Origin of the sequence: Nocardioides kongjuensis, assembly GCF_013409625.1 — a bacterium.
GTDB lineage: Bacteria > Actinomycetota > Actinomycetes > Propionibacteriales > Nocardioidaceae > Nocardioides > Nocardioides kongjuensis.
In genome coordinates this window covers 4,577,501-4,604,477 of record NZ_JACCBF010000001.1, presented here as the reverse complement: position 1 = coordinate 4,604,477, position 26,977 = coordinate 4,577,501, and the positions used below count along the sequence as shown (strand labels likewise).

General features: G+C 72.7%; 29 protein-coding genes. 16 read left to right on the top strand and 13 right to left on the bottom strand.

Translation table 11 applies throughout. The features are described 5' to 3' along the window. Positions 1 to 17: 17 nt before the first annotated feature. Positions 18 to 449, bottom strand: a complete 432-nt coding sequence (locus BJ958_RS22075; protein ID WP_179728986.1) for an SRPBCC family protein — start codon at positions 447 to 449, stop codon at positions 18 to 20. 46 nt (positions 450 to 495) lie between these two features. Further along, positions 496 to 1,188 carry a TetR family transcriptional regulator gene (locus BJ958_RS22070; RefSeq protein ID WP_179728985.1) on the bottom strand — a complete coding sequence of 231 codons (693 nt, stop codon included), beginning with the start codon at positions 1,186 to 1,188 and terminating at the stop codon, positions 496 to 498. Positions 1,189 to 1,237: 49 nt separating this feature from the next. On the opposite strand from BJ958_RS22070, the gene BJ958_RS22065 reads away from it, so the two are divergent. From BJ958_RS22065 to BJ958_RS22055, 3 genes are read left to right on the top strand one after another with little or no spacing between them, the layout of a single operon-like run. After that, on the top strand, positions 1,238 to 2,824 hold the full coding sequence (locus BJ958_RS22065; protein WP_179728984.1) for an acyl-CoA carboxylase subunit beta: 1,587 nt from the start codon (positions 1,238 to 1,240) through the stop codon (positions 2,822 to 2,824). Continuing rightward, the gene (locus BJ958_RS22060) at positions 2,821 to 3,081 is read left to right on the top strand and encodes an acyl-CoA carboxylase epsilon subunit (protein WP_218865938.1); all 261 of its coding nucleotides are present in this window, start codon (positions 2,821 to 2,823) and stop codon (positions 3,079 to 3,081) included. Before BJ958_RS22065 ends, BJ958_RS22060 begins: the two co-directional genes overlap by 4 nt. A 16-nt stretch (positions 3,082 to 3,097) precedes the next feature. Next, positions 3,098 to 4,876: an acetyl/propionyl/methylcrotonyl-CoA carboxylase subunit alpha gene (locus tag BJ958_RS22055; RefSeq protein ID WP_179728983.1), complete on the top strand. Its 1,779-nt coding sequence runs from the start codon at positions 3,098 to 3,100 to the stop codon at positions 4,874 to 4,876. A gap of 150 nt (positions 4,877 to 5,026) precedes the next feature. Here the strand turns inward: BJ958_RS22055 and BJ958_RS22050 are convergent, their stop codons facing one another. Then, positions 5,027 to 6,295 (bottom strand): MFS transporter, encoded by a 1,269-nt coding sequence (locus BJ958_RS22050; protein WP_179728982.1) that lies wholly within the window; start codon positions 6,293 to 6,295, stop codon positions 5,027 to 5,029. A 45-nt stretch (positions 6,296 to 6,340) separates the two neighbouring features. On the opposite strand from BJ958_RS22050, the gene BJ958_RS22045 reads away from it, so the two are divergent. From BJ958_RS22045 to BJ958_RS22030, 4 genes are all read left to right on the top strand, one after another. Then, a complete protein-coding gene (locus BJ958_RS22045) occupies positions 6,341 to 6,829 on the top strand; it encodes a winged helix-turn-helix transcriptional regulator (protein WP_179728981.1) in 489 nt (162 codons plus the stop codon). A gap of 16 nt (positions 6,830 to 6,845) precedes the next feature. Beyond that, the gene (locus tag BJ958_RS29195; protein WP_179728980.1) at positions 6,846 to 7,382 is read left to right on the top strand and encodes a gamma carbonic anhydrase family protein; all 537 of its coding nucleotides are present in this window, start codon (positions 6,846 to 6,848) and stop codon (positions 7,380 to 7,382) included. A gap of 128 nt (positions 7,383 to 7,510) precedes the next feature. Further along, positions 7,511 to 7,978 carry an OsmC family protein gene (locus tag BJ958_RS22035; protein ID WP_179728979.1) on the top strand — a complete coding sequence of 156 codons (468 nt, stop codon included), beginning with the start codon at positions 7,511 to 7,513 and terminating at the stop codon, positions 7,976 to 7,978. Further along, the gene (locus tag BJ958_RS22030) at positions 7,975 to 9,213 is read left to right on the top strand and encodes an amidohydrolase family protein (protein ID WP_179728978.1); all 1,239 of its coding nucleotides are present in this window, start codon (positions 7,975 to 7,977) and stop codon (positions 9,211 to 9,213) included. The genes BJ958_RS22035 and BJ958_RS22030 overlap by 4 nt, the downstream gene beginning before the upstream one ends. A gap of 7 nt (positions 9,214 to 9,220) precedes the next feature. On the opposite strand, the gene BJ958_RS22025 is transcribed toward BJ958_RS22030, so the two are convergent. Beyond that, the gene (locus tag BJ958_RS22025) at positions 9,221 to 9,940 is read right to left on the bottom strand and encodes a UTRA domain-containing protein (protein ID WP_179728977.1); all 720 of its coding nucleotides are present in this window, start codon (positions 9,938 to 9,940) and stop codon (positions 9,221 to 9,223) included. Between the two features lie 104 nt (positions 9,941 to 10,044). Between BJ958_RS22025 and BJ958_RS22020 the strand changes: the two genes are divergently transcribed. Beyond that, positions 10,045 to 11,550 carry a hypothetical protein gene (locus BJ958_RS22020; protein WP_179728976.1) on the top strand — a complete coding sequence of 502 codons (1,506 nt, stop codon included), beginning with the start codon at positions 10,045 to 10,047 and terminating at the stop codon, positions 11,548 to 11,550. A 4-nt stretch (positions 11,551 to 11,554) separates the two neighbouring features. On the opposite strand, the gene BJ958_RS22015 is transcribed toward BJ958_RS22020, so the two are convergent. Next, positions 11,555 to 12,721, bottom strand: coding sequence for a thiolase family protein (locus tag BJ958_RS22015; RefSeq protein ID WP_179728975.1), 1,167 nt, complete (start codon positions 12,719 to 12,721; stop codon positions 11,555 to 11,557). A gap of 113 nt (positions 12,722 to 12,834) precedes the next feature. Between BJ958_RS22015 and BJ958_RS22010 the strand changes: the two genes are divergently transcribed. Next, positions 12,835 to 13,320 (top strand): winged helix-turn-helix transcriptional regulator, encoded by a 486-nt coding sequence (locus BJ958_RS22010; RefSeq protein ID WP_179728974.1) that lies wholly within the window; start codon positions 12,835 to 12,837, stop codon positions 13,318 to 13,320. A gap of 18 nt (positions 13,321 to 13,338) precedes the next feature. On the opposite strand, the gene BJ958_RS22005 is transcribed toward BJ958_RS22010, so the two are convergent. Further along, positions 13,339 to 14,508, bottom strand: coding sequence for an acyl-CoA dehydrogenase family protein (locus tag BJ958_RS22005; protein ID WP_179728973.1), 1,170 nt, complete (start codon positions 14,506 to 14,508; stop codon positions 13,339 to 13,341). 77 nt (positions 14,509 to 14,585) lie between these two features. On the opposite strand from BJ958_RS22005, the gene BJ958_RS22000 reads away from it, so the two are divergent. Then, positions 14,586 to 15,179: a TetR family transcriptional regulator gene (locus BJ958_RS22000; protein WP_179728972.1), complete on the top strand. Its 594-nt coding sequence runs from the start codon at positions 14,586 to 14,588 to the stop codon at positions 15,177 to 15,179. 6 nt (positions 15,180 to 15,185) lie between these two features. Continuing rightward, the gene (locus tag BJ958_RS21995) at positions 15,186 to 16,085 is read left to right on the top strand and encodes an LLM class flavin-dependent oxidoreductase (RefSeq protein ID WP_218865937.1); all 900 of its coding nucleotides are present in this window, start codon (positions 15,186 to 15,188) and stop codon (positions 16,083 to 16,085) included. Between the two features lie 13 nt (positions 16,086 to 16,098). On the opposite strand, the gene BJ958_RS21990 is transcribed toward BJ958_RS21995, so the two are convergent. Then, positions 16,099 to 16,353, bottom strand: coding sequence for a hypothetical protein (locus BJ958_RS21990; protein WP_179728971.1), 255 nt, complete (start codon positions 16,351 to 16,353; stop codon positions 16,099 to 16,101). A 109-nt stretch (positions 16,354 to 16,462) separates the two neighbouring features. Between BJ958_RS21990 and BJ958_RS21985 the strand changes: the two genes are divergently transcribed. From BJ958_RS21985 to BJ958_RS21975, 3 genes are read left to right on the top strand one after another with little or no spacing between them, the layout of a single operon-like run. Then, positions 16,463 to 16,798 (top strand): ArsR/SmtB family transcription factor, encoded by a 336-nt coding sequence (locus BJ958_RS21985; RefSeq protein ID WP_179728970.1) that lies wholly within the window; start codon positions 16,463 to 16,465, stop codon positions 16,796 to 16,798. A 7-nt stretch (positions 16,799 to 16,805) separates the two neighbouring features. Then, positions 16,806 to 18,488 (top strand): SulP family inorganic anion transporter, encoded by a 1,683-nt coding sequence (locus BJ958_RS21980; protein ID WP_179728969.1) that lies wholly within the window; start codon positions 16,806 to 16,808, stop codon positions 18,486 to 18,488. A gap of 47 nt (positions 18,489 to 18,535) precedes the next feature. Next, complete coding sequence (locus tag BJ958_RS21975) at positions 18,536 to 19,513, top strand: aldo/keto reductase (RefSeq protein WP_179728968.1); 978 nt, start codon at positions 18,536 to 18,538, stop codon at positions 19,511 to 19,513. A gap of 2 nt (positions 19,514 to 19,515) precedes the next feature. Here BJ958_RS21975 and BJ958_RS21970 read toward each other — a convergent pair whose 3' ends face one another. Genes BJ958_RS21970 through BJ958_RS21960 form a run of 3 tightly spaced genes read right to left on the bottom strand, consistent with a single transcriptional unit; the run spans position 19,516 to position 22,137 of the window. After that, the gene (locus BJ958_RS21970; protein ID WP_179728967.1) at positions 19,516 to 20,709 is read right to left on the bottom strand and encodes an NAD(P)/FAD-dependent oxidoreductase; all 1,194 of its coding nucleotides are present in this window, start codon (positions 20,707 to 20,709) and stop codon (positions 19,516 to 19,518) included. After that, the gene (locus tag BJ958_RS21965; protein ID WP_179728966.1) at positions 20,696 to 20,890 is read right to left on the bottom strand and encodes a ferredoxin; all 195 of its coding nucleotides are present in this window, start codon (positions 20,888 to 20,890) and stop codon (positions 20,696 to 20,698) included. Before BJ958_RS21965 ends, BJ958_RS21970 begins: the two co-directional genes overlap by 14 nt. Further along, on the bottom strand, positions 20,887 to 22,137 hold the full coding sequence (locus BJ958_RS21960) for a cytochrome P450 (protein WP_179728965.1): 1,251 nt from the start codon (positions 22,135 to 22,137) through the stop codon (positions 20,887 to 20,889). Before BJ958_RS21960 ends, BJ958_RS21965 begins: the two co-directional genes overlap by 4 nt. Before the next feature lie 153 nt (positions 22,138 to 22,290). Here BJ958_RS21960 and BJ958_RS21955 point away from each other — a divergent pair, with 153 nt between their 5' ends. Continuing rightward, a complete protein-coding gene (locus tag BJ958_RS21955) occupies positions 22,291 to 22,863 on the top strand; it encodes a TetR family transcriptional regulator (protein ID WP_179728964.1) in 573 nt (190 codons plus the stop codon). Here the strand turns inward: BJ958_RS21955 and BJ958_RS28765 are convergent. The 3 genes from BJ958_RS28765 to BJ958_RS21940 are packed head-to-tail and all read right to left on the bottom strand — an operon-like array spanning position 22,851 to position 25,744. Next, positions 22,851 to 23,510: an HAD family hydrolase gene (locus BJ958_RS28765; RefSeq protein ID WP_218865936.1), complete on the bottom strand. Its 660-nt coding sequence runs from the start codon at positions 23,508 to 23,510 to the stop codon at positions 22,851 to 22,853. The two genes, BJ958_RS21955 and BJ958_RS28765, sit on opposite strands and share 13 nt — an antisense overlap. 11 nt (positions 23,511 to 23,521) lie before the next feature. Beyond that, positions 23,522 to 24,739, bottom strand: coding sequence for an acetyl-CoA C-acetyltransferase (locus tag BJ958_RS21945; protein ID WP_179728963.1), 1,218 nt, complete (start codon positions 24,737 to 24,739; stop codon positions 23,522 to 23,524). A gap of 36 nt (positions 24,740 to 24,775) precedes the next feature. Then, on the bottom strand, positions 24,776 to 25,744 hold the full coding sequence (locus BJ958_RS21940) for a LysR family transcriptional regulator (protein WP_179728962.1): 969 nt from the start codon (positions 25,742 to 25,744) through the stop codon (positions 24,776 to 24,778). 71 nt (positions 25,745 to 25,815) lie between these two features. Here BJ958_RS21940 and BJ958_RS21935 point away from each other — a divergent pair, with 71 nt between their 5' ends. Continuing rightward, a complete protein-coding gene (locus tag BJ958_RS21935; protein WP_179728961.1) occupies positions 25,816 to 26,850 on the top strand; it encodes a YeiH family protein in 1,035 nt (344 codons plus the stop codon). Positions 26,851 to 26,977: the final 127 nt, after the last annotated feature.

The following is a 26,977-nucleotide window of genomic DNA, read 5'->3' as shown; positions in this document are numbered from 1 at the left end:
AGAGCGGGCATGCAGGTCTAGAGGAGGAGCAGGCGCTCCTCGATCCTGTCGGCGACCCGGTTCGCGAGCAGTTCGAGGCCGCCCTTGACGAGCGGCGACGCGAGCTTGCCGATGCCGTGCGGCGTGAGCTCGGAGCGGTAGCGCACCGTGGTCGAGCCGTCCTGCTCGCAGAAGCGGATCGTGTCGCGCAGGTCGACGCCCGGGGCGGTGCCGGCGAGCTCGAACAGCTCGTGCGGCACCACGGCGACGACGCGGTACTCGACCTCGGTCTCGTGGCCGAGGAAGGACGAGACGTTGCGGTACGTCGTACCGACGTCGCCGTCGCCGGAGGTGCGCACCGTCGTGACGGTGGGCGGGTCCCACTCCTCGGTGGTGGTGAAGTCGGTCAGGTAGTCCCAGACCTTCGCGAGGGGACGGGGGACGACGACGACACGCTCGACGCTCGGCATGGCTGCGGCGGTACCCCCGTGCCGTCGGCGCAGCCGGGCGGGCGGGTCACAGCGACCGGAGCTGCTCCGCGACCGCGGCGAGGTCCTGGTCGGTGCGGACCACGACGATCGCGCCGGGGGCGGCCGGCGTCGTCGCCGTGGGCGGCGGGGCGAAGAGCGCGTTGACCTGCGCCATCGCCTCGTCGATCTCCATGTGCGGGTCCTCGCACTCCTCGCGCAGCCAGCGGCGCAGGACCCGGTTGTGGGCGGCGACGACGGCGGCAGCCATCAGCTCGCCGCGGCGCTCGGACTCCTCGGAGCCGTCGCCCCAGGCGCTGATGTACTGCCGGAAGACCTGCTGGTAGCGGGCCCCACTGATCAGCTCGCGCTCGCGCAGGGCCGGGACCGTGGAGGTGAGCTGGTAGCGACGCCGGGCCAGCGGACCCTCGGCGATGTAGTGGAACAGGACGACGCGCACCGCGTCGGAGACCGCGAGGATGGCGCTCTTCTGGGTCGAGGCGGCCAGCCGCTCCTCGACCGCGGCGAGGATCGCGTCGTGGTCGGGGAAGATCACCATCTCCTTCGACCCGAACAGCCGGAAGAAGGAGCTGCGGCTCACGCCCGCGGCAGCAGCGATGTCGTCGACGCTGGTGGCGTCGTACCCGTGCTCGGCGAAGAGCCGGAAGGCCGCCTCGGAGATCGCGGCGGCAGGACCCTTGGCGACCGGGGGCCGTCGGTCGTCGTCGTGCGATTGCGTCACACCCCACCCCCCTTGTGAACTCCAGTATCAATGGATGATACTCAGTTTCATGACCGAGATCGACCTGCACACGACGGCGGGCAAGCTGGCGGACCTCGACCGCCGCACCGACGAGGCCGTGCACGCTCCCGCAGCCAAGGCGCAGGAGAAGCAGCACGCCAAGGGACGAAAGACCGCCCGCGAGCGCATCGAGCTGCTCTTCGACGAGGGCTCCTTCGTCGAGCTCGACGAGTTCGCCCGCCACCGCTCCACGGCCTTCGGGCTCGAGAAGACCCGTCCGTACGGCGACGGCGTGATCACCGGCTACGGCACGGTCGACGGCCGCCAGGTGTGCGTGTTCTCCCAGGACTTCACCGTCTTCGGCGGCTCGCTCGGCGAGGTCTACGGCGAGAAGATCACCAAGGTCATGGACCTGGCGATCAAGTCCGGCTGCCCCATCATCGGCATCAACGAGGGCGCCGGCGCCCGCATCCAGGAGGGCGTCGTCTCGCTCGGCCTGTACGGCGAGATCTTCAAGCGCAACGTGCACGCCTCCGGCGTGATCCCGCAGATCTCGATGATCATGGGCAACTGCGCGGGCGGCCACGTCTACTCCCCCGCGGTCACCGACTTCACGATCATGGTCGACCAGACCTCGGCGATGTTCATCACCGGCCCCGACGTCATCAAGACCGTCACCGGCGAGGACGTCTCGATGGAGGAGCTCGGCGGCGCCCGGGCCCACAACACCAAGTCGGGCAACGCCCACTACATGGCCTCCGACGAGGAGGACGCCTTCGAGTACGTCAAGGCGCTGCTCGCCTTCCTGCCGCAGAACAACCTCGACGAGGCGCCGACGTACGACGACGCGGCCGACCTCGAGCCGACCGCCGAGGACCTCGCGCTCGACACCCTGATCCCGGACTCGCCGAACCAGCCGTACGACATGCACGACGTCATCACGACGATCGTCGACGACGGCGACTTCCTCGAGGTGCAGCCGCTGTTCGCGCCCAACATCATCGTCGGCTACGGCCGGGTCGAGGGCCGCTCGGTCGGCGTCGTCGCCAACCAGCCGATGCAGTTCGCCGGCACGCTCGACATCGACGCCTCCGAGAAGGCCGCGCGGTTCGTCCGGTTCTGCGACGCCTTCAGCATCCCGGTGCTGACCTTCGTCGACGTCCCGGGCTTCCTCCCGGGCGTCGACCAGGAGCACCTCGGCATCATCCGTCGCGGCGCCAAGCTGATCTACGCCTACGCCGAGGCGACCGTCCCGCTGGTCACGATCATCACCCGCAAGGCCTACGGCGGCGCGTACGACGTCATGGGCTCCAAGCACCTCGGCGCCGACATCAACCTGTCCTGGCCGACCGGCCAGATCGCGGTGATGGGCGCGCAGGGCGCGGCCAACATCGTGCACCGCCGTACGCTCGCCGAGCTCGAGGCCGCCGGCGGTGACGTCGAGGCCAGGCGCGCCGAGCTGATCGACGAGTACGAGACCACGCTCGCCAACCCCTACATCGCGGCCGAGCGCGGCTACGTCGACGGCGTCATCAAGCCGTCGGAGACCCGCGCCGAGGTGGTCAAGGCGCTGCGCCTGCTGCGCAACAAGCGCGAGGTGCTGCCGCCGAAGAAGCACGGGAACATCCCGCTGTGAGCGCCGAGGCCGTGACCGAGCCCGAGCAGGCGGACGCGTCGTCCGCTGCTCCCCTGCTGCGCGTCATCACCCCGGGCACCACGCCGGAGGAGGTCGCCGCGATCGTCGCGGTGCTCTCCGCCCTCGGCGGTGGCGCCCCGGCGCCCGAGGCACCACGCTCGGAGTGGACCAACCCGGCCCGCCGCCTGCGTCGTACCGCCAGCTCCCACCCGAACCCCGGACGCGGCGCCTGGCGCGCCAGCGCCCTGCCCCGCTGAACTGGAAGGCCACACCATGTCGTTGAAGAAGGTCCTGATCGCCAACCGCGGCGAGATCGCGGTTCGGGTCATCCGTGCCGCCAAGGACGCGGGTATCGGTTCGGTCGCGGTGTACGCCGAGCCGGACGCCAACGCGCTGTTCGTGCGCCTGGCCGACGAGGCGTACTCCCTGGGCGGCGCGACCCCCGCGGAGACGTACCTCGACATCGCCAAGATCATCGATGTCGCCAAGCAGTCGGGCGCCGACTCGGTCCACCCGGGCTACGGCTTCCTCGCCGAGAACGCCGCGTTCGCGCAGGCCGTGCTCGACGCGGGCCTGATCTGGATCGGCCCCTCCCCCGAGGCGATCGACGGCCTGGGCGACAAGGCGAAGGCGAAGCAGATCGCCCTCGCCGCCGGCGCCCCGCTGGCCCCGGGCCTCAAGGACCCGGTCAAGGACGCCGACGAGATCGTCGCCTTCGCCAAGGAGCACGGCCTCCCGGTCGCCATCAAGGCGGTCTTCGGTGGTGGCGGTCGCGGCCTCAAGGTCGCCCGCACCCTCGAGGAGATCCCGGAGCTGTTCGAGTCCGCCACCCGTGAGGCGATCGGCGCCTTCGGTCGCGGCGAGTGCCTGGTCGAGAAGTTCCTCGACAAGCCGCGCCACGTCGAGACCCAGTGCCTGGCCGACTCGCACGGCAACGTCGTGGTCGTCTCGACGCGCGACTGCTCGCTGCAGCGCCGCCACCAGAAGCTGGTCGAGGAGGCGCCCGCGCCGTTCCTCACCGACGAGCAGAACGCTCGCCTGTACGAGTCGTCGAAGGCGATCCTGCGCGAGGCCAACTACGTCGGCGCCGGCACCTGCGAGTTCCTCGTCGCCGCCGACGGCACCATCTCCTTCCTCGAGGTCAACACCCGCCTCCAGGTGGAGCACTGCGTGTCCGAGGAGGTCACCGGGATCGACCTGGTCCGCGAGATGTTCCGCATCGCCGCGGGCGAGGAGCTCGGCTACGGCGACCCGGAGATCCGCGGCCACTCGATCGAGTACCGGATCAACGCCGAGGACGGCGGCAACAACTTCATGCCGGCCCCCGGCACGCTGACCGCCTGGAACCCGCCGCAGGGCCCCGGGGTCCGCGTCGACGGCGGCTACGAGGTCGGCGAGACCGTCCCCGGCGCCTTCGACTCGCTGATCGCCAAGCTGATCATCACCGGCTCGAGCCGCACCCAGGCGATCGAGCGCTCGCGCCGGGCGCTCTCGGAGTTCGAGGTCGACGGCATGCCGACCGCGATCACCTTCCACGAGGTCATCGTCAACGACCCGGCCTGGGTCGGCGCCTCCAACCCGTCGGGCGAGGGCTCCTTCGACGTCTACACCACCTGGATCGAGACCGACTTCGACAACCAGATCACGCCGTACGGCGGCGCCGCGGGCGAGGCCGAGGAAGCCGGCGAGAAGCAGAAGGTGGTCGTCGAGGTCGGCGGCAAGCGGATCGAGGTCGTCCTCCCGGCCGGCCTCGGTGGCCTCGGTGGCGGTGCGGCCGCCGGTGGCGCGAAGAAGCCGAAGCGCGCCGGCGGCAAGAAGGCCGGCGCCGCGGCGTCGGGCGACTCGGTCACCTCGCCGATGCAGGGCACCATCGTCAAGGTCGCCGTCGAGGAGGGCCAGAGCGTCGAGGAGGGTGACGTCGTCGTCGTCCTCGAGGCGATGAAGATGGAGCAGCCGCTCAAGGCCCACAAGGCCGGCACCATCACCGGCCTCTCGGCCGAGGTCGGCGCGACGATCGGCAACGGCGAGGTCGTCTGCGAGATCAAGGACTGACCCGGCCCGAGCTGGCTCTGATCTCCCGCCGACCCGGCAGAAACTAGCCTCAGAACACCGCCGACCCGGCAGAAAGTGGCTCCTCCGTGAGGTCACTTTCTGCCGGGTCAGTGCTTTTCTCGGGCCATTTCGAGCCGGGTCGGCGCGATCTCAGAGCAGCTTCGAGCCGGGTCGGCGCATCAGGGACAGCACCGCGGCGAGGGCGCAGAGGGCGGCACCGCCCCACCATGCCCAGGTGTAGGTGCCGAGCTGGTCGCGGATGACGCCGGCGGCGAGGGCCGCGGCGGCCGCGCCGAGCTGGTGGGAGGCGAAGACCCAGCCGAAGACGATGGTGCCGCGCTCACCGAAGGCCTCGCGGCACAGGGCCGCGGTGGGCGGGACGGTGGCGACCCAGTCGAGGCCGTAGGTCACGATGAACAGCACCATGCTCGGGTGCACGGCGTCCGCGAGCAGGCTCGGCAGCAGGAGCAGGCCGAGTCCGCGGAACAGGTAGTAGGCGACCAGCAGCGCCCTCGGGTCGAACCGGTCGGTGAGCCAGCCGGACGCGATGGTCCCGACGATGTCGAAGACACCCACGACGGCCAGCAGGCCGGCCGCGGTGGTGGCGGGCATCCCGTGGTCGTGCGCCGAGGGGATGAAGTGGATGCCGATCAGCCCGTTGGTGGTCGCGCCGCAGATCGCGAAGGCGCCGGCGAGCGCCCAGAAGGCACGGTGCCGGGCGGCGTACGCGAGGCCCTCGATCGCTCGCCGCGTCGCCCCGCCCTCGGCTCGCGGCGCAGGAGTCCACCCCGGCTCGGCACCGTACGGCGCCACGCCGCGGTCCTCGGGATGGTCGCGGACGACCAGCCACACCACGGGTACGACGGCCAGCGCCGCCCCCGCGATCACGAGGGAGGCGGGGCGCCAGCCGGCGCCGTCGGCGAGCGCCGCGACGATCGGCAGGAACACCAGCTGGCCGGTGGCGGACCCGGCGGTGAGGATGCCCATGACCAGGCCGCGGCGCTGCTCGAACCAGCGGTTCGCGACGGTGGCGGCGAAGACCAGCGCCATCGAGCCGGTGCCGAGCCCGATCAGCACGCCCCAGCACACGACCAGCTGCCAGGAGGCGGTCATCAGCACGCTGCCGCCCGCCCCGAGGGCGACCAGCGAGAGCGCCGCGGCGACCACCCGTCGTACGCCGAAGCGGTCCATCAGCGCCGCGGCGAACGGCGCGGTGAGGCCGAACAGGACGAGGTTGATGCTGACCGCGAGCGACATGACGCTCGTGGACCAGCCGAACTCGTCGTGCAGCGGCACCATGAGCGCGCCCGGGGCCGCGCGGAAGCCCGCAGCGCCGATCAGCGCGAGGAAGGCGACCGCGGCCACGGCCCAGGCCGGGTGGAGGCCGCGCCGGGCGAGCGGCGGGGAGGAGATCGTCATCGAGCAGGCTTTCTTGAGCGAAGTCAGACCGGTACGCTAGCACGCATGCCCCTGCGCTCCGACTGGTCGACCGACTTCTGCCCGGTCCGCCGCTCCCTCGACGTCCTGGGCGACCCGTGGCTGCTGCTGATCGTGCGCGACGTGCTCCACGGCACCGGCCGCTTCGAGCAGCTGCGCGACAACCTCGGCATCTCCGAGGCGGTGCTCAGCCGGCGCCTGAAGGCGATGCGCGAGGCGGGGCTGCTCGACACCGTCGACTACGTCCGCGACGGCCGCACCCGCCAGCGCTACGTCGCCACCGAGGCCGCCGCCGACCTGCTCCCCCTGCTCCAGCAGCTCGCGCTGTGGGGCGAGAAGCACACCCGGCTGCCCGCGGGCGGCGCGCACATGGGGATGCGGCACGAGACCTGCGGCCAGGAGACCACGCAGGCCGAGACCTGCAGCGCCTGCGGCGAGCCGCTGCGCCCCGAGGACATGACCTGGGTCAAGCCGTGGCGCGACGCCGAGCACCGGCTGCGGGCCGCCGGCAGCTGACCCCTACGGTGGGGCCGTGTTCCTCTACGAGTTCGAGGGCCGGCGGCCCCAGGTCCACCCCGAGGCGTTCGTGGCGCCGACCGCGACCCTGATCGGCGACGTCCGCATCGAGAAGGGCGCCAGCGTCTGGTACGGCGCCGTGCTCCGCGCCGACATCTGCACGATCATCGTGCGCGAGGGGTCGAACATCCAGGACAACTCGGTCGTCCACGGCGCCCCCGACGTCGTCGTCGACATCGGCCCGAACGCCACGGTGGCCCACGCCTGCGTGTTCCACGGCGACACGATGGGCGAGAAGTCGCTGCTCGGCAACGGCAGCACCGTCCTCGACCACGCCTCGATCGGCGCGGGCTCCCTCGTCGCCGCCGGGGCCGTCGTCACGCCGGGCACGAAGATCCCCGAGGGCGTTCTCGCCGCGGGCGCCCCGGCCGAGACCAAGCGCCCGATCGAGGGCACCGGCGCGCACTTCTGGGTCGAGACCAACGCCGCCTACTACGCCGAGCTCGCCGAGCGGCACCGCGCGGGCGTCGTACCGGTCGACGGCAACTCCTGACCCGAACGCCCCGGCCGGCTCGTCGAGACCTGACGAGCCGGTCCAGCGGCGCGCCCGGAGCTCTTGACACATGTCTGACAGGTGAGGAACGTCCTGTCTGACAGATCAGCTCGAGCCCGGGAGGACCCATGACCGCAACGGCCCACGCGTCGGCCAACCGCGACGTCGTCGTGCACAGCCTGAACGACTTCGCCTCGCTCGCCGTCGTCGGCGGCGAGCACACCGTCGTCATCGACGAGCCGCGCGAGTTCGAGGGCGGCGGTACGGCGCCCAACCCGTTCGGCCTCGTGCTCTCGGCGCTCGGCGGCTGCATGGCCGGCACCCTGCGCGGGGTCGCGCGGCAGCACGGCTTCGACTACGTCCGTGCAGAGATCCGGCTCTCCCTGCGGATCAACCGGCCGACGTCGGGCCCGCTCGACCCGGGCGAGCGGGAGCTGCGGATCTCCCGGATCATCGCCGAGGTCACCGTCCACGGCGACCTCACCGCCGAGCAGCAGGACGCCCTGCGGCACGGCATCGAGACCTGCCCGGTCGGCAACACGCTGCGCCGCGGGCTCACCCTGCAGGAGTCGATCGCGTTCGAGGCCGCGGCATGAGCGCGCCCCTCGACCTGCTGGTCACCGACGCGCGCCTGGCCGACGGATCGCCCGTGGCACTGGGTGTCCGTGACGGCCGCTACGTCCACGTCGCCCCTCAGCCGCCGGCCGGAGCCACCGCGACCCGGACCCTCGACGCCGCCGGCGGGCTGGTGACCGAGACCTTCGTCAACGGGCACATGCACCTGGAGAAGGTGCACACCCTCGACCGGGCGGGCGAGGGCGCGCTGGCGGCGTACACGTCCGGCACCATGGGCGCCGCGCTGCGCTCGATCGTGCGCGAGGCGAGCGCGGTGAAGCGGCAGTACGACCGCGCCTGGCTCGAGCCCAACATCCGCAGGGCGCTCGACGCCGCGCTCGCCCACGGCGTGCTGCACCTCCAGGCCTTCGTCGACGTGGACACCACCGCGCGGCTGGTCGGGATGGAGGCGGTGCTGGCCGTGCGTGAGGAGTACCGCGACCTGCTCGACCTGCAGGTCGTGGCGTTCCCGCAGGACGGGCTGCTGCGCGACCCGGGCGCGGCGGCCCTGTGCGAGGAGGCGCTGCGGATGGGCGCCGACGTCGTGGGCGGCATCCCCTGGATCGAGATGACCGACGCCGACGCCCGCGCACACGTCGAGTGGGCGTGCCGGCTGGCCGCCGCGCAGGGCAAGCGGGTGGCGATGCTGGTCGACGACGCCGGCGACCCGGGGCTGCGGACGACGCAGATGCTGGCCGAGGCGATGATCGAGCACGACCTGCGCGGCCGCGGCGTGGCCTGCCACGCGCGGGCGCTGGCGACCTACCCGCAACCGACGCTGCAGCGGCTGATGGACCTCGCGCACGCGGCCGGTCTGGGCTTCGTGTCCGACCCGCACACGGGGCCCCTGCACCTACCGGTGCGGGAGTTCCTCGAGGACGGCATCCCGGTCGCCCTGGGCCAGGACGACATCGAGGACGCGTACTACCCGTTCGGCCGCCACAGCATGCTCGAGGTCGCCTTCCTGGCCGCCCACACGCTGCGCTTCCTCACCTCCGCCGACCAGCGCCTGCTGCTCGAGCTGGTCACGACCCGCGCGGCCGACGTGCTCGGGGTCGCGGACCACGCGATCGCGGAGGGCAACCCGGCCAACCTGTGCGTGCACGCCGACGGACGGCTGCGCGACGTGCTCACCGAGCACGCGCGGCCACGCTGGGTGATCCGCCGGGGTCGGGTCGTGGCCGAGTCGGAGACGACCACGCGCCTGCACCGCTGAGCGCGCCCTACCAGTCGGCGCGACGCACCATCGCGTACCGGAACGCCCCGTGCACGTGCACCTCACGGGTCCAGTAGCAGACCGTGCCGGTGCGACTGATCCCGGTCGCCTCGAGGGTCAACGCCGCCTCTCCCTCGGGGCGGCCGGTCAGCCCGGCGTCCTCGGCCGACAGGCCGTCGGCGCCGGGCCACACCAGCTCCCAGCCGACCTGCTCGCCGGCCAGCTCCCGCGCCAGCGCGGGCATCGGGGTCGCGGGGTCGACGTCGTCCGGAGCGACCCGGGTCAGGACGGGGACGACGTCGCGCGCCACCAGCACCGGCTCGTCGTCGGCCGACCACACCTTGGTGGTGCGCAGCACGGACTGGCGCGGGGTGAGGTCGTAGGCGTCGGCCTCGTCGAGGCTCACCTCGCCGACCTCGGCGGACACGACCCGGACGGACGGCGTACGCCCCATCGCGGCGATCAGCTCGGCGCTGTCGAGACGCTGCTCGAAGCGGGCCGGGATGGCGAGCAGCGAGCTGTTGACCGTGGTGTCGGCGCCCTTGCGGCGGTGGATGAAGCCGCGCTCCTCCAGCCGGACGAGCGCCTCGCGCACGGCGGGACGGCTGATCTCCAGCTCGGAGGCAAGGACCGTCTCCCCCGGCATCGGCCCACCCCGCTCGGCCGCGTCGGCCCAGAGCCGCTGCAGCCGGCGCTCGACCGGTTCGGGCAGCTCCGCATCGCTCACGGCGCCACCCTAGATGCAGGACGACTCCCAGCACTCTGGGACGTCCGATTCACCAGCGACTCGGGATGGTCGCGGGTGCTGGCGACGCCGAAGGCTAGTGGTTCGTGAGATCCCTGCTTCGCGCTGCCGCCGCCCTGGCCACCACGGCAGCCCTGACCGCCGTCCCGTCACTGACCTCTCCTGCCCACGCCGGCCAGGTGGGTGTCGTCATCTCGATCAAGGGGGCCGGCAAGGTCACCGTCGAGTCCGGCTCCATCGAGGACGGCCCGACCGTCTGCGACTGGACCAGCGAGGTCGACGAGCGCGTCGTCAACACGTGCGAGCGGATGCGCAACGAGGAGCCGCTCGTGGCGACCACGTGGCTGCGGCCGGAGGCCGCGCCCGGGAGCTGGGCGACCGGGAACTGGTCGGGCTGCGACCTGATCGAGATCGACGACGGCGTCCCGCTGTGCGGCCTCCAGTCGGGCCCGTTCAGCACCGTCGAGAAGACTCCGCGGATCAGCTTCAACGACACCCACGTCCCGGAGATGACCTACGCCGCCGTGAGTGCAGTGCCCGGCGTCGACCGCACGTTCCGCTACGACTTCGCCGCCGACGAGGGCGTCTTCGAGTGCGCCTTCGACGGCGTGACCCCGTGGGCACCGTGCGCGAGCGGCGAACAACGGCTGGTCGGTGAGGGCGCCCACAGCTTCTGGGTGCGGGCGGTCGACCCGTCCGGCCAGGCCAGCGCGTTGCGGGTCGTCGACTACACCGCCGTCGAGACCTACCTGCTCGCCACCCCGCCCGTGCTGACCGGGAGCACCCAGGCGACCTTCGGGCTGACCAGCAACAGCGCCGCCGACTACGTCTGCCAGCTCGACGACCAGGCGCCGTACGTCTGCCTGGGCCAGCGGGTCGGCAACCACACCGTCTCCGGCGTCACCGAGGGCCAGCACCGGATGCGGATCTGGGGCCGCAAGGGCAGCTGGCAGGACCAGGTGCCGGTGAGCCACACCTGGACGGTCGACACCACGGCCCCGCAGACCACGCTGACCGGCGGGGAGGTCAGCGGTGGCGTGATGCGCTCGACCTTCACCGCGGAGCCCGGCGCCTCCTTCCGGTGCCGGGTGACCGGACCGGGGCGCAGCGACGCGTGGTCCGCCTGCACCTCGCCGGTGACCTTCACCGGCCTGACCGCGGAGGGCACCTACACCTTCGAGGTCGCGGCGTACGACGCCGTCGGCAACCTCGACGCCACGCCGGCCGGCTGGTCGTGGCTCTCGGTCCCCGACGACGAGGACCCCATCGACCCGGGCCCCGGCCACCAGCCCCAGCCGACCCCCGTCGCGAACGCCCCCGAGACCGGTCCGGTCACCGGGCCGGGCACGGTGCGGTCGGGCCGGCGTGCGACGTACCGGCTCTCGTCGCCGACGCCGGGCGCGACGCTGACCTGCCAGCTGCGGCGCAAGCGCTCCGCCCCGGTCGCGGCCGGGTGGCGCGCCTGCTCGACGTCGTACGTGCTGAGGACCCGGCACCTGAAGCCGGGGCGCTACACGCTGTACGTCCGGGCCGGCGCCGGGACCACGTGGGACCCGACGCCGAGCACGAGGACGATCGCGGTCAGGCGCTGACGGGTCAGAGGCGTTCGATGACGGTGGCGTTGGCGAGGCCGCCCGCCTCGCACATGACCTGGAGGCCGTAACGGCCGCCGCGCTGCTCGAGGGTGTTGAGCAGGCTGGTCGTCAGCCGAGCACCGGACGCGCCCAGCGGGTGACCGATGGCGATGGCACCCCCGTTGACGTTGACCTTCTCCAGGTCGGCGCCGGTCTCGGCCTGCCAGGCCAGGACCACGGAGGCGAAGGCCTCGTTGACCTCGAACGCGTCGATGTCGGCCATCGTCAGGCCTGCCCGGTCGAGGACCTTGTGCGTGGCGGGGATGATGCCGGTGAGCATCAGGACCGGGTCGTCGCCGACCACGGCGAAGGAGTGCACCCGGGCCCGCGGCCTCAGGCCGAGGCGGGTGGCGGCGTCCTCGGAGGTGACCAGGACGGCTGCGGAGCCGTCGTTGACCGGGGAGCTGTTGCCGGCGGTGACCTTCCAGTCGATCGTCGGGTACGCCGCGGCCCAGTCCTCGTTGCGGAAGGCCGGGCGGAGGCCGGCGAGGACCTCCGGGGTCGTGCCGGGCCGGATCGTCTCGTCGGTGTGCAGGTCGTTGACGAAGGTGACCTGGCTGTCGATCAGGCCGTCCTTCCAGGCCCGCGCGGCCCGCTCGTGCGACATCGCGGAGTACTCGTCGAGCTGGGCGCGCGAGAGGTTCCACTTCTGCGCGATCAGCTCGGCGCTGATGCCCTGGGGCACCAGGGCCCCGCCGTACCGGGCGTCGACCCGGGGGCCGCGGAAGTCCCTGCCGAGGGTCTGGCTGCCGATCGGGATGCGGCTCATCGACTCGATGCCGGAGGCGACCACGACGTCGTACGCACCGGCGATGACGCCCTGCGCGGCGAAGTGCAGGGCCTGCTGGCTGCTGCCGCACTGGCGGTCGACGGTCACACCGGGCACGCTCTCCGGGTAGCCGGCCGCGAGCAGGGCCCACCGCGCGGTGTTGCCCGACTGCTCCCCGACCTGCCCGACGGCACCGCTGATGACGTCGTCGATCCCGGCCGGGTCGATGCCGGTGCGCTCGACGATCGCCCGCAGCGAGGCGGCGTGCAGGTCGACGGGGTGGATGTCGGCGTAGGCGCCCGTGGGCTTGCCCTTGGCGAGCGGGGTGCGGACCGCGTCGACGATGACAGCTGTGTTCATGGTGCCCTCCTCAGGGATCTACTTCATGAATTTGAAGTCAGGAGGGGAACGCTACGCTCTGACTACAGATTCCTGAAGTCAGATCCGAGTGAAGCTCGAGTGAGGTGGACGACATGCAGCTGCACGCACCGCTGGACGACCGCACGGTCTGGTCGCCGGTGGGGCACTGCCCCATCGAGAAGGCGATGGCCGTGGTGGGCTCGCGGCCGGCGATGCTGCTCATGCGCGAGGCGCACTACGGCACCCGCCGCTTCGACGACTTCGTCACCCGGGTCGGGGTGGCGCCCGCCACCGCCTCCACCCACCTCAAGGCGCTGGCCGACGCCGGCCTGCTGGAGCGCCGTCCCTACCAGGCGGACGGCGCCCGCACCCGCGACGAGTATGTGCTGACCCCGGCCGGGACCGATCTGGTGCCGGTGGTGATGGGGCTGTTCGCCTGGGGCGCGAAGCACACCGACGGCTCCGACCAGCTGGAGCTCGCGCACGCAGGCTGCGGCCAGCCGGCCGGGTTGCGCGTCGTGTGCGCGGCCGGTCACCAGCTCGAGGACGACCAGGTCGAGGTGCGTCTGCGCAGGGACGTCGCCGACGCCGACGGCTGACGCCGCGCCCGGATGTCGTCAGGCGGTGACGATCGCGCCCTGGCCGGCCTCGCGGTCGAGCGAGCGCCCGATGACCATCCGCTGGATCTGGTTGGTGCCCTCGAAGATCTGCATCACCTTGGCCTCGCGCATGTAGCGCTCGACCGGGAAGTCCTTGGTGTAGCCGGCGCCGCCGAGGACCTGGACGGCGTCCGTGGTGACCTTCATGGCGGTGTCGGTGGCGACCAGCTTGGCGATCGAGGCCTCGCGGGAGAACGGCAGGCCGAGGTCCTTGAGGCGGGCGGCGTGCAGGACGGTGGCGCGGGCCGACTGGATCGCGGCCTCCATGTCGGCGAGCACGAAGGCCAGGCCCTGGTGGTCGATGATCCGCTGGCCGAAGGCCTCGCGCTGCTGGGCGTAGGCGACCGCGCGGTCGAGAGCACCCTGGGCGAGACCGGTCGCGACGGCGGCGATGCCGAGGCGGCCGGCGTCGAGGCCGGCGAGGGCGATCTTGAGGCCCTGGCCCTCGTCGCCGAGGCGCTGCTCGACGGGGACCCGGACGTCCTCGAAGCGCACCGTGGCGGTGGTCGAGCCCATCAGGCCCATCTTGTCCTCGGGGGCGTCGGCCGACAGGCCCGGCGTGTCGGCCCGGACCAGGAAGCAGGAGATGTCGCCGCGGCCGTCACCGGTGCGGGCCATGACCTTGTAGAAGTCGGCCTTGCCGCCGTGGGTGACCCAGGCCTTCGCGCCGTTGATGACGTACGCGTCGCCGTCGAGCCGGGCCCGGGTACGCATCGCCGCCGGGTCGGAGCCGGCGTGCGCCTCGGAGAGGCAGTAGGCGCCGAGCAGGTCACCGCCGAGCATCTCCGGGAGCCACGCCTTGCGCTGCTCGTCGGTCCCGGCGGTGGCCAGGCCGAAGCAGCTCAGCGCGTGGACCGAGACGCCCACGCCGACGCTCGACCAGACCGAGCCGATCTCCTCGAGCACCTGCAGGTAGACCTCGTAGGGCAGCCCACCGCCTCCGAGCTCCTCGGGGTAGGGCAGGCCGAGGAAGCCGGCCCGGCCGAGCAGGCGGAACACGTCGCGCGGGAAGGTGCCCGTCGCCTCGGCCTCCGCGGCGCGCGGCAGCAGCTCCTCGGTGGCGAGCTGGCGGGCCAGGCGGAGCAGGTCGGCGTACTCCTCGGACGCCATCAGGCGACGTGCGGGCATCGGGTCCTCCGTGTTGGGTACTGAAATCATGATTCTGGTACGGACTACGGTACTCCCTTCGTTGCTAGCCTGCCACCGTGCAGCAGCAGCGAACCCTCCCGGCGCGGACCCGCCAGCGCCGTGACGCGCTGCTCGACGAGCTGGTCGAGCTGTTCTTGGCCGAGGGATTCGCGACCTTCGGCATCGGCGAGCTGGCCCAGCGACTGTCCTGCTCGCGCAGCACCCTCTACCTGGTGGCGCCGAGCAAGGAGCAGGTCATCACCGCGACCGTGCGGCACTTCTTCAAGCGCGCCGCGGAGCGGATCGAGGAACGGGTCGGGGCCGCCGCGGACCCGGCGGACCGGCTCTCGACGTACCTCACCGCCGTGGCCGACGAGCTCGCTCCCGCCTCCCCGCAGTTCTACGCCGACCTGGCCGGCTTCCCGCCCGGAGCCGAGGTCTACCGCGCCAACACCGCCCAGGCAGCCGCCCGCGTCCAGGCGTTGGTGACCGAGGGGGTGGAGGCCGGCACCCTGCGCCGGGTCAACGCCACCTTCGTCGGCGCCGCCGTCGCCGAGGTGATGGACGCGATCGGCGACGGCCGGATCGGTACGGCGACCGGGCTCGACGACGCCCAGGCCTACCAGGCGCTGGTCGACCTGGTCGCGACCGGCCTGCGGGCGCGAGGCTGAGCCCCCGTGAGCTCCGCGATGGACGTCGGCATGACGCTGCCCGTGATGGAGCCGGACATCGCGCCGGACGTGCTGCGGGAGTGGGCCGAGCGGATCGACGCCGGCCCCTACAGCTCGGTGTGCTTCGGCGAGCGGATCGCCTTCGACAACCCCGACGCGCTCACCCTGCTCGGCGCGGTCGCGGCATGGACCCGCCGGGTGCGGATCGGTACGACGGTCGTCGTCCCGCAGCTGCACGACCCGGTGCTCCTCGCCAAGGCGCTCGCGACCGGCGACCAGCTCAGCGGCGGCCGCTTGAGCGTGGGCCTCGGCGTGGGCGGGCGCGAGGAGGACTACGCGGCGGTGTCTGCCGACTGGAGCAACCGGACCATGGCCGAGATGGCCGAGCGGGCCGGGGTGCTGCGACGGGTGTGGAGCGGCGACAACCTCACCGGGGCCACCCGCCCGGTCGGCCCGCGGACGGTCCAGCCGGGCGGCCCCGAGCTGCTCGTCGGCACGCTCGGCCACCGCACGGTCCGGCACGCCGCACGCTGGGCCGACGGCGTGGCCGGCATGACCCTGAGCGCCGACGTCGACGAGACCGGCGCGCTGTTCGATGTCGCCCGGTCGGCCTGGACCGAGGGCGGTCGGCCGGCGCCACGGCTGACGACGTCGTTCTGGTTCGCGCTCGCGGAGACCGCGCCCGAGCCGCGGGGCCAGGTCCACCAGCACCTGCGGCACTACATGAACTGGCTGCCACCCGCCCTCGTCGACGCACTCGCCCCGACCGCCGGCTTCGCGGGCACGCTCGACGAGCTGCGGGCGCTGCTCGACCGGTTCGCGGCGATCGGCACCGACGAGGTGCAGCTGATCCCGACCAGCGACGACCCCCGTCAGGTCGACCTCGTGGCGGAGCTGGTCGGCTGACGCGCGAGACGCCCTAGGTGTCCTCGGGCGCCCGGCCGCGAGGCGCCGGTGCGGCTCCGTGCCGGGTCACGTCCTGGTGCAGGGGCAGGGCGACGTGGCCGCGTCGGCGCACGCCCGTGACCGCGTCGGCGACGTAGAGCCAGACGACGCCCGGCACGGCCGAGCGCGCGACCTGGATCCGACAGCGGCCCGGGACCCCGGGAAGCGTGACGACGTCGCCCGGCTCGAGCTGGGCGATGCTGACGGTCTCGACGGTGCCCTCGTCCATGCGGCCGGCCCGCTCCTTCCTCCGCTCCCCGAAGGGATCAACGACATGAAGACTTCTTCAAGTCATGTATCGTAGCGGTACCGGACACCGAGGAGAGGAAGGTACGACGATGGGAGTGCCGCTCTACCAGACCAAGGCGGAGTTCTTCCGCACCCTCGGCCACCCGGCCCGGATCCGGATCCTCGAGCTGCTGTCCGAGCGCGACCACGCGGTCCACGAGCTGCTCGAGCAGATCGCGATCGAGCCCAGCAACCTGTCGCAGCAGCTGGCCGTGCTGCGCCGTACCTCGCTCGTCGTGTCGCGCCGCGAGGGCACGGCCGTCGTCTACTCGATCAGCGCGCCCGAGGTGCGCGACCTGCTCCTGTCCGCCCGCAGGATCCTGGTGGGGCTCGCCGAGACCCGCACCGACTTCGAGGACGAGCTGATGGTCCCCGGCGCTCGATGAGCGTGCGATGAACCCGGCGCTCGCGCGACTGCGCCAGCTCGCACCGCGTCGGACCGACTGGACGCAGGCCGACCTGCGGCACGACCTCACCGCCGGCGTGATGGTCGCGCTGGTGGCGCTGCCCCTGGCGCTCGGCTTCGGCGTGAGCTCGGGCGTCGGCGCCGGGGCCGGCATCGTCACGGCGGTGGTCGCCGGCGCCGTCGCGGCGGTCTTCGGCGGCAGCCACGTCCAGGTCAGCGGTCCGACAGGTGCCATGACGGTCGTCCTCATCCCCATCGTCGCCGCGCACGGAGCCGACGGGGTCCTCGTGGTCGGACTGCTCGCGGGCCTGATGCTCCTCGTGCTCGCGGTGACCGGTGCCGGCCGGGCGATCAGGTACGTCCCCGTCCCGGTGATCGAGGGCTTCACCGCCGGGATCGCCGTGATCATCGCCCTGCAGCAGCTGCCGGCGGCGCTCGGCGTCGACGTGCACGCCGAGAGGATCCTCACCCTGGCCGCGGACGCCGTACGGGCATGGCTCGAGGCTCCCACGTGGGCACCGCCGGCCACGGCCCTGGGCGTCGCGGTGGCGATCGTCGCGATGTCGCGCGTGCGCGCGGGCTTCCCGGCGGCCCTGGTCCTCGTCGTCGCCGCCACGCTCGGCAACGCCCTGGTCGCCGACCGCTCCGGGGGCACGGCGCTGGCGACCATCGGCGAGATCCCGCCCGGCCTGCCCGCACCCCACCTGCCGGCGGTGCCCTGGGGCGACCTCGACACCCTCGTGCTCGCGGCCGTCGCCGTCGCGGCACTGGGCGCGCTGGAGAGCCTGCTGTCCGCGACGGTCGCCGACGCGATGAGCGTCGGGCAGCGCCACGACCCGGACCGCGAGCTGCTCGGGCAGGGCCTGGCGAACCTCGCGAGCCCGCTCTTCGGCGGCATCCCGGCCACCGCGGCGATCGCCCGTACGGCGGTCAACGTCCGCTCCGGCGCGCGTTCGCGACTCGCCGCCCTCACGCACGCGGTGCTGCTGCTGGTCGTCGTCCTGGTGGCTGCACGCTGGGTCGGCCGGATCCCGCTGGCCGCGCTCGCCGGCGTCCTGATCGCGACCGCCGTCCAGATGGTCCGGGTCTCCAGCCTGGCCCCGCTGCTGCGCGCGACCCGCGGCGACGCCGCGACCCTGGTCCTCACCGCGGTCGCCACCGTCGCCCTCGACCTCGTCCAGGCCGTCCTCGTCGGCCTGGCGGTCGCAGGCTTCTTCGCACTGCGCCACACCGCCGCGACGGCGCGGCTGGAGGAGGTGCCGCTCGACGAGAGCGACCACCTGGACGAGGAGCGTCGCCTGCTCGACGAGCAGATCGTCGCCTACCGCCTCGACGGCCCGCTCTTCTTCGCCGCCGCGCACGACTTCCTGCTCGAGCTCGCCGAGGTCAGCCGGGTCCGCGTCGTCGTGCTCCGGATGTCACACCTCACCGCCGTCGACGCCACCGGCGCCCACGTGCTCGCCGACACCATCGGCCGCCTCGAGCAGCGCGGCGTCACCGTGCTGCTGTCCGGCACCAGGCCCGAGCACGTCGCCGTCCTCGAGCAGCTCGGCGTGCACCGCCAGCTCGCCCACGAGCGGCACCTGTTCGCCACCACTCCCGAGGCGATCGAGCACGCGCGGCTGCACGCCGCCCGGGTCGCGCACGACCCGGGGCTATCGCCGCGATAGCCGCCTGGTCGTTGCCGCCCACCGGTGGCGCCGCGAGGCTCGGTCGGGTGCAGACCACCCAGCTCAACGACCTGACCGTCTCCCGCATCGGCATCGGTACGGCGAGCATGGCCGCCGGCTTCGACGGCACCGGGAGCGACGACACCGAGTCGATCCGGACCATCCACCGGGCGCTCGACCTCGGCGCCACCTTCATCGACGCGGCCGAGTTCTACGGTCCGTACGCCAACGAGGAGCTGGTCGGCAAGGCGCTCGTGGGGCACCGCGACCGCGCCGTGGTCGCCACGAAGTTCGGCATGATCTCCCACGTCCGCGGGGACGCCGGCCTGCCCGACAGCAGCCCGGCCAACGTCCGGGCCGCCGTGGAAGGGTCGTTGCGCCGGCTGTGCACCGACCGGATCGACCTGTACTTCCAGCACCGGGTCGACCCGGGCACGCCGATCGAGGACACGGTCGGCACCCTCGCCGAGCTGGTCGCCGAGGGGAAGGTGCTGCACATCGGCCTGTCCGAGGCCGGGCCCGAGACGATCCGTCGTGCCCACGCGGTGCACCCGATCACCGCCGTGGAGTCGGAGTACTCCGTGTGGACGCGCGATCCTGAGGCTGCCGTGCTGCCCGTCCTGCGCGAGCTCGGCATCGGGTTCGTCGCCTACTCGCCCCTCGGCCGCGGCTTCCTCACCGGCACGCTGCGCTCGGCCGCCGACATCTCGACGAGCGACTGGCGCGCCCAGATCCCCCGCTTCCAGGCGGAGAACTTCGACCACAACCTGCGACTCGCCGACGAGGTCGCCGCCGTCGCCGCCGAAGCCGGTACGACGCCCGCCCAGGTCGCGCTGGCCTGGCTGCTGAACCGCGGACCGGACGTCGTACCCATCCCGGGGACGAAGCGGATCGCCCGGCTCGAGGAGAACCTCGCGGCCGCCGACGTCGTGCTCACCGCCGACCAGCTCGCCCGTCTCGATGGGCTCGGGCCGGCCGCCGGCGAGCACCACAGCCTCGCGCAGCTGGAGTTCCTGGACGGCTGACGTCAGCTCGGGGCGGGGACAGCGGCCAGCTCGCGCCGTGTGGCCAGGTGCTCCTGCGGCCAGCCGACGGACTCGCCGCCGACGAGCAGGTCGCCGGCGTAGCGGCGTACGGAGAACCGGGCGTCCTGGATGCTGCCGAGGACCTCGACCCGGTCGTGGCCGCCGACACCGCCGGCCATCTGCACCTTGACGCCGGCCTGGTCGGTCCAGAACCACGGCACCGGCATGGGTCCGCCCTCGCGACCGGTGAGGACCTTGGCGACCCGGGTGCCGGAGTCGAAGGCGTGCTGGACGGACGTGAGCCGCGACGGCCCGCCAGGTGTGGGGAAGCGCGCGCAGTCGCCGATCGCGAAGATCGCGGGATCGCTGGTGCGGAAGTCGTGGTCGACGACGATGCCGTCGTCGACCGCCAGGCCGGCGTCCGCCGCGAGGCGGTCGTTGGGGAGCGCGCCGACGCCGACCACGACCAGGTCGGCGGGCAGGAGCTCGCCGCTGTCGAGGCGCACCCGGCGCACCCGGCCGCCGACGCCGTCGACCGCGACGACGCGGGCCCCGAAGCGCAGGCGTACGCCGTCGGCCTCGTGCCGCGCGCGCAGGAAGTCGGCCGTCACGTCGGACAGGGCCGCGGTCAGCAGGGCGGGTGCGGTCTCCACGACGGTGACGTCGAGGCCGATGCCGCGCAGCTGGGTGGCGAGCTCGAGGCCGATGAAGCCGGCGCCGACGAGGACGGCGGAGCGGGCCTCGAAGGCCCATCGGCGCAAGGCGTCCGCGTCCTGCCGGGTCCGCAGCACACCGATGCCGTCGAGGCCCGCGGTGTCGAACGGCACCGGCCGGGCGACCGAGCCGAGGCCGAGCACGAGGTGGTCGTAGCCGAGCACCCGGCCGGACGCGAGGCGCACCTCCCGCTGCGCGCGGTCGAGGGCAACCGCACCGTCGCCGAGGACCAGGTCGATCGACTCGTCGGCGTAGTGCTCCGGCCCGTGGAAGCAGAGGTCGTCGCGGGCGTCGCCCAGCACGCCCTTCGACAGGGGTGGGCGCTGGTAGGGCTGCCAGGGGTCGGCGTCGACGACGGTGACCGGCCCGGTCCAGCCGAAGCGGCGCAGCGCGTCGGCGGTCTGGGTGCCGCCGTGGCCACCGCCGACGACGACGGCCCTGCCCGACGTACCTGCGCCGTCGTCGAGGTCAGTCGCCGACAAGGCGGATCGCCAGGGTCGGGCAGGAGTCGATCGCCTCCTGGATGTCCGCGACGTCGGCCGGGTCGGCCTCGTCGACGAGGGCGAACGCGACACCCGCGTCGTCCATGTCGAAGTAGGTCGGCGCGAACATCACGCACTGGCCGGCGCCGCAGCACTTGTCGGCCTCGATCTCGATCCTCACCGCTCGACTCCTTCCGCCGCCGGGCCGAGGTCCACGAGGAGCTCACGCAGCCCCCAGAAACCCCGGTCCTTGCGGACCTGGACGTTCTCCACCCGGTCGTCGACCAGGCGCATGTTCGGGTAGCGCTCGAGGATCCGCTCGACGGCGACGCCGACCTCGACCCGGGCGAGGTTCTGGCCCACGCACTGGTGCGGGCCGAACCCGAAGGCGAGGTGGCGCGGGCGCTCCTCGGGGATGGTGAAGTCGCGGAACCGGCTGGGTCCGTACTTCTCTCCGTCGTGGTTGGCCGAGAGGACCGACGGGATCACGCCCTCGCCGGCGCGCACCTGGAAGCCGTTGACCTCGAGGTCCTCCGAGGCGACCCGGCGCGGGCCGGAGCGGGCGACGGAGTGGATGCGCAGCATCTCCTCGACGGCGACGCCCCACGAGCGCTGGCCGCTGCGCAGCAGGGCGAGCTGGTCGGGGTGCTTGAGCAGGGTGAAGATGCCGAGCGCGATCATGCCGCCGGTCGTGTCGTGGCCGCCGAGGACGAGCAGGATGATGAAGCCGAGCAGGCGGTCGCGGTCGATCTCGCCGGTGTCGAGGCGGTCGGTGATCAGCTGGGTGATCAGGTCGTCGCCCGGCTCGGCCCGCTTGAGCGCGATCATCTCGTCGCAGAAGGCGATGAACGCGTCCATGGCCTCGTCGAGCTCGTCGGGCGTCAGCGTGATGGTCACCAGCCGCTCGGTGAGCTGCTGGAAGCGCTCGGTCTCCGAAGCGGGGACGCCCATGATCCGAGCGATCACGTCGGAGGGGATGGCGATGGCGTACGCCTCGACGAGGTCGACCGGCTGCGGCAGTGCGGCCAGCGCGTCGAGCCGGGCGACGATGGCCTTCTCGATGAACTCCGCGGCGTCCGCGACCGCCTTGGGGGTGAAGGCAGGGACGACCATGCGGCGCAGCTTCGTGTGGAAGGGCGGGTCCTGGCGGATGAACATGCCGACGTTGACCGGGTGCAGGCCGCCGGGCTGGCCCTCGATCGGGAATCCATCGCGGCCCGACTCCGAGCTGAAGCGCGGGTCGGCCAGCACGGCCTTCACGTCGTCGAACTTCGTGAACAACCAGGCCTCCTTGGTCTCGGAGAGCTTGACCTTCGAGACCGGGCACTCCGTGCGGAGCTCACCGAAGTAGTCCGGCTCGTCGAGCGGCCGCTCGGCGGGCGGCGCAAGGGTGAACTGCCGCAGGTGCGGGCAACCGGGCTGCTCCATGGGGAACTCCTCCTCGGGCTGTGTGACCTGCACCATGTTTTAGCCAGTCGGCTAAACCTGTCAACAGGGGTGATCCGGGACGGCTATCGCCCTGCCATCGGACCCCTCTCGCCGTCCGCACGACGCCGCGGCGGGCGTTGTACGGTGACGCCCGTGAGCGAGGAGCCGGCCCCCCGGGGCGTCGAGGAGGTGAAGCGGTCGCTGGTCGCGGCCGCGCGCCGGCTGCTCGGCGAGATGCCTGCCGCCCAGATCTCCGGACGCCGGATCGCCACGGCCGCCCAGGTGAACTACGGGCTGATCCACCAGTACTTCGGCTCCAAGCAGGCCATCTTCCGCGCCGTTCTCGAGGAGCTGACCGCGGAGCTCGGCGAGGGCGCGAGCCGCGCGGGCTCCGCGCGGTCGTGGTGGCAGGAGCTCCCGACGCGGCCGCTCGACACCGGTGCGTGGCGCACGTTCGCCAACCTGGTGTCATCCCCCGAGCTGATGGACTCGATGCAGTGGGACTTCCCGCTGATGCGCACCCTGGTCGCCGAGCTGACCGGGCAGGAGCCGGCCCTCGACGTCGAGGAGGCGCGGGTGACCGCCGCCGCGATCGGGTCGCTGCTGGTCGGCTGGACCCTGATGGAGCCGATCTACCAGCGCGGCCTCGGTCTCGACGCCGACCAGCTGGCCGCCGTACGACGGGGCGTGCTCGGCCTGGTCCGGGTGCCGGGTCAGGCCGACTGAGCGGGCACCCGGATCCCGAGCCCGGCGAGCGCGGCGACGGTGACCGCGGCGCTGGTGTGCACGACGCCCGCCATCCCGAAGCGCCGGGCGGCGACGATGTTGTGCTCGAGGTCGTCGACCATCACCGCCTCCTCGGGTGCGACACCGAGGGCCTCGCACGCGGCGCCGTACGCACGGCGCGAGGGTTTGCGCGCACCGATCTCGGCGGAGATGACGACCGCGTCGAAGAGGGCGGGCAGGTCGAAGCCGGCGTAGCAGTCGTCGCCGAGCGAGTTCGACAGCAGCCCGACCGGGACACCCGAGGACCGCAGGTCGCGGACGAGGTCGAGCATCGCGCGGTCCGGCCGGAGCGCGGCCTGGATCGTCGCGACCAGCCCGTCGGCGGTGGCGTCGGCGCCGTGGGCGCGCAGCCGCTCGGCGAAGCCCTCCTCGAACCCGCGCTGGGACAGCCGGCCCTCCTCGTGCTCGACGAGGAGGCGCGAGGACGGCTCGTCGCGGGACAGGAGTCGGGCCGGCAGCATCGGGTCGGGCCCGATGCCGGCACCGAGCACGGCGAGCGCCGCGCCGACGCTCGTGGTCAGCACCCCGCCGAAGTCGACGACCACGGCACGGAGGGCGGCACTGACATCGACGGGACCGTGTGTCACGCGCGCCCCGCTCAGCTGAGCCGCTCCAGGACCATGGCCATGCCCTGGCCGCCACCCACGCACATCGACTCCACACCGAACTGCTTGTCGTGCCACTGCAGCGAGTTGATCAGCGTCGCGGTGATCCGCGCGCCGGTCATGCCGAACGGGTGACCCACCGCGATCGCACCCCCGTTGACGTTGAGCTTGTCGACGTCGATGCCGAGCTGCTGCGCCGAGCCCAGCGACTGAACGGCGAACGCCTCGTTGATCTCGAACAGGTCGATGTCGCCCAACGACATGCCGGCATGCTTGAGCGCGGCCGGGATCGCCTCGACGGGGCCCAGGCCCATGATCTCGGGCGAGAGCCCGGTCACCGCGGTCGACACGATCCGGGCCAGCGGGGTCAGGCCCAGCTCCTTGGCACGGGTGTCGGACATGATCACCAGTGCCGCGGCGCCGTCGTTGAGCGGGCACGCGTTGCCGGCCGTGACCGTGCCATCGGGACGGAACACCGGCTTGAGGCCGGAGACCGCCTCGAGCGTCGTACCCGCCCGGGGGCCGTCGTCCGCGGACACCGTCGACCCGTCGGGCAGGGTCACCGGGGTGATCTCGCGGGCCCAGAAGCCCTCGCCGATCCGCTGCTCGGTGAGGTTCTGGCTGCGGACGGCGAACACGTCCTGCTCCTCGCGCGACATGCCGAGGACCTGCGCGACGTTCTCCGCGGTCTGGCCCATCGCGATGTACAGGTCCGGCAGCTCACCCGACGTGCGCGGGTCCACCCACGTCTCCGCGCCACCCTGGGCACGCTTGTCGGTCAGGGCCTGCGCGTCCGCGAAGGCCGGGTTCTGGCCCTCCGGGTTGTCCGACCAGCCGTTGAAGAACCGGCTCACCGTCTCCACGCCGGCGGAGATGAACGCGTCGCCCTCCCCCGCCTTGATCGCGTGGAACGCCATCCGCGTGGTCTGCAGCGACGACGAGCAGTAGCGGTTGACCGTCACACCGGGCAGGTGGTCCATCCCGGACAGCACGGCGACCGCGCGGCCCAGGTTGTTGCCCGCCTCGCCGGCCGGCTGACCGACGCCGAGGATCAGGTCGGTGATCTCGGCCGGGTCCAGCCCCGGCACCTTCGCCAGCGCCGCCCGCACCATCTGCACCGACAGCTCGTCGGGACGCATGTCCTTCAACGAGCCCTTCCCGGCCCGGCCGATCGGCGAGCGGGCGGTCGAGACGATGACGGCTTCGGGCATGACGACTCCTCGGATCAGGGGATGACGATCCCAGCATCATGGCGCGCAGGCACGACCGGAACCCCCTTCGGCACTATCGGTGGGATAGCCGGGACGCGCGGTGCCGGTCGGCCCGGCAGCGGCGAGCAGGCGTGCGGCGGCGTCCGACAGCGTCGCCTCCGCCGGCCAGATCGCGGTGAGCGGGCGGAGCAGGAAGACCCCGTCGAGCGGCACGGCGCGCAGCTCGCCGAGCTTGAGGTCGGCCTCGAGCCCGCGCTCCGACAGGGCGACCGGGCCCATCCCGGCGATCGCGGCGTGCGTGAGGCCGTTGTTGGACGCCATCACCAGGCCCGGGACCAGCTCGTGCCCCTCGCGGCGCAGCGCCTCCTCCAGGGTCACCCGGGTGCCGGAGCCCTCCTCGCGGACGAGGACGCCACCGACGGCGAGCTCGGCCGCGCCGACCGGCTCGGTCCGGTCCGCCCACGGGTGGCCGGGCGCGACCGCGACGACGAGCCGGTCGGCGCCGACCTGCTGGTGGCGCAGCCCGTCGGGCACGGTCGGCACCTCGACGAACCCGAGCTCGGCCGCACCGGTGCGGACGAGGCGCTCGACCTCGGTGGAGTTGGCGACGCTCAGCGAGACCTGCAGGTCCGGCGCGACGGCGTGCAGCCGGGCCAGCCAGGCCGGCGCGTAGTGCTCGGCGATCGTCATCGACACGGCCGCCCGGACGACGCGCTCGCCCTCCGCCCGCAGGGTGGCGACCGATCGGGTGAACCGCTCGGCGGCATCGAGCAGCTCGCCGGCCCAGTCGACGACGAGGCGGCCGTGCGCGGTCAGCGTGGTGCCCTGCTTGGTGCGGTGCAGCAGGGTCACGCCGAGACGCCGCTCCAGTGCGAGCATCCGTCGCGAGACGCTCGGCTGCGAGAGCCGCAGCTCCTGCGCTGCCTGGCCGATGCTCCCGCTGCGTGCCACGAGGGCGAGCACCTCGAGGTCGTCGAGGTCCGGTCGCCGGGTGGGGGTGCTCATGCGTCCTCCGTATGACGTGATGCCGAGGTGCTCACTACCGAAGCCTGCCGCACGCCACGAGGGTGGAGGACATGGCCACGAGAACCGTTCCGGTCCGTACGACGACGAGCGCCCGACGTCCGCAGCGATCCGTGCTGCTGCCGGGGCTCGCGATCACGGGGGTCGGCGTGGCACTCGCCACCGCGGGTCACCACGTCGTCCCCTCCGTGGGTGTGCTCACCTGGGCGGTGCTGCTCGGTGCGGTCGCCGCCAACCTCGACCTCATCCCGATCGCTGCCCAACCGGGCCTGCGGATCGCGGTCAAGAAGCTGCTCCGCGTCGGCGTCGTGCTGCTCGGGTTCTCGCTGTCGCTGACCGCGATCGGCGCCCTCGGCGCACCGGTGATCGCGCTGGTCGTCCTGACCCTGGTCAGCACGCTGGCCTTCACCTGGTGGCTCGGCCTGAGGATGCAGGTCGGCCCCGCCCGCAGCCTGCTGATCGCGACCGGCTTCTCGATCTGCGGTGCCTCGGCGATCGCCGGCATGGAGCGCACCGCCGACGCCGACGAGGACGACGTCGCCACCGCGATCACCATGGTCACCCTGTGCGGCACCCTCGCGATGATCGCGATCCCCTTGCTGCAGGCGCCTCTCGGCCTCACCGACCGCCAGCTCGGCATCTGGGCCGGCGCCAGCGTGCACGAGGTCGGCCAGGTCGTCGCCGCCGCCGGGCCCGCCGGCGCCACCGCGGTCGCGCTGGCCGTCGTGGTCAAGCTGACCCGCGTCCTGCTGCTCGCGCCGGTGGTCGCGGTCGTGAGCGCGACCCGTCGTCGTACGCACCCGGCGGCCGACGGTGCGGCCGCCGGCCGCCCGCCGATCGTCCCGCTCTTCGTGCTCGGCTTCCTGGCCTGCGTGCTGCTGCGCACCAGCGGGGTGGTGCCGGCCGGCGTGCTCGACGTCATCAGCACGCTGCAGACGATCACCCTCGCGGCCGCGCTGTTCGCGCTCGGCACCGGCGTCCACCTCGGCAAGCTGCTGCACAGCGGCGGCCGCCCGCTCGCGCTGGGCATGGTGTCGACGCTGGTCGTCGCGACGGTGTCGCTGGTCGGCGTGCTGGCCATCGCCTGACCGCGACGACGCCGGGGCGTCGGCGCGCAAGGTGCTGTAACACGCTGTCCATCCGACTGCTCGCCACTTCTCAGCAGGTTCGGGCCGTTTCACACGGCGTGTCGTGCTGAGAATCGACAGGTAGTCG